We start from the raw sequence: 1,468 nt of genomic DNA, 5'->3' as shown, positions 1-1,468 counted from the left end.
AGCTTTAGCCATGAGAAGTTCAATGGTATCGTAAAGAATTAAAAAGACAGTATAATGATTCACAGATTACCCAGGTGGAAAAAACGGTAAAGCATTTTTTTGTCAGAGGCCCCCTCTTCTCCTTCTAAAAAAGATAAAGAAAAATGAACACGCCGATCGGACGACCGAAGGCTCCTCGTTTCCCGCATACCGGTTTAGTATGCAGGAAAACAGAGAGCCTTTTTTCGTGCATAAAAAGCAGACTTTTGGACTTTAACGGTAATATTTATGGGGAGGTAAGGGAAGAGCAAAGATTTTTCTCAATAGAACTTTTACATCATCAGATAAAGGAGGACATAATAGCGTATGCCTAAGGTAAATCCAAGCTTATGGGAACGCTCCTTAGAAAGAGAAAACTATTCACATCTGCCTGATTTGCAATTTTTCAGGTACTGTAATTATTATTACGGGTTAAACAGGGGTGTGTACAATACGATTGATGCCTGGTTTTATAAGTATGGTATAAGAGATATTCTGACTCGGCGAACTAGTATTATAGCGTTTTTAACATTTGTGAGCGATAAAGAAAATAAGCATAAATCGATTCAATTTGGAAGCGGGGGACTTGTAAAAAAGCTCAATGAATTTGTGCATAGCAGAGAAATCAAAAACCACCGCTATGTTGATTAAGCAAAAAAACTTTTTCGGAGTCTTTTTATTTGGTAGTGTCATAAAAAATGTGAGATGATAGCCAACTTTAAGAAGAAAATAGACTAGCTAAAAATTGAAAGAAGAGGATATTCTATGACAACAGAAAAAACATTACGCCCTCAATTGATAGAACTATTACAAGGTGAGAAGATTGTTTTCCTTATTACTACGGATCAAGAGAGTAAACAACCACATTTAAGTGTGATTTCATGGGTAGTAGCCCATCCTGAAGGAAATATAATTAAGTTTGCTGTAGGACATAAAGCTGCGAGTGCTAAAAATATTCAATCTGAACCCCGTATTACTCTTGGTGTGATTGGGGCGGGTAGTTGTTATGCAATTAAAGGAAGCGCTATTGTGTCAGACATCATCGAGAAGACAATGAAGCTTCGTATTGTAACGGTTACCATTGATTCTGTGGAAGATGTGATTTTCTACGGGGGAAAAATAACGGTTGAACCTGAATATGTAAAAACATATAACGCTGCTCTTGCTGCTACACTCGATAACGAGATATACAGTCTTTTGAGGGAATAAGTCCTTTTCCTTTCCTTTATTAAGACATAACATAAACATTTTAAAGGGAGCAAAGATACGGGCTGAAAAGGTTAAGAAAAATTAAATTCATACTTTACTTATAGGAATAATGATTGTAATATAAAGATAAGATAATAAGCTGACCCGACAGCTGAGAGGCAGACTGAATGATTCAGTCCGCCTTTTTCCTTTCAAATATCAGGAGTGAATTCACAGGGGATAAGAACATCTATATTTACGT

The 1,468-nt window shown here is 36.3% G+C and carries 2 protein-coding genes; both read left to right on the top strand.

The features are described from left to right. Positions 1-345: 345 nt before the first annotated feature. Complete coding sequence (locus ADA01nite_RS21630; RefSeq protein ID WP_146812488.1) at positions 346-669, top strand: hypothetical protein; 324 nt, start codon at positions 346-348, stop codon at positions 667-669. Positions 670-783: 114 nt separating this feature from the next. After that, positions 784-1,227, top strand: a complete 444-nt coding sequence (locus ADA01nite_RS21625; protein ID WP_146812487.1) for a PNPOx family protein — start codon at positions 784-786, stop codon at positions 1,225-1,227. The last annotated feature ends 241 nt before the right edge of the window (positions 1,228-1,468 follow it).

Source organism: Aneurinibacillus danicus (genome assembly GCF_007991215.1).
Classification (GTDB): Bacteria; Bacillota; Bacilli; order Aneurinibacillales; family Aneurinibacillaceae; genus Aneurinibacillus; species Aneurinibacillus danicus.
This window is presented reverse-complemented; position numbering and strand designations above follow the sequence as displayed.

Excerpts from the sequence above, each read along its gene's own strand:
- ADA01nite_RS21625 (WP_146812487.1), top strand. The coding sequence starts at position 784 with ATGACAACAGAAAAAACATTACGCCCTCAATTGATAGAACTATTACAA.
- ADA01nite_RS21630 (WP_146812488.1), top strand. The coding sequence starts at position 346 with ATGCCTAAGGTAAATCCAAGCTTATGGGAACGCTCCTTAGAAAGAGAA.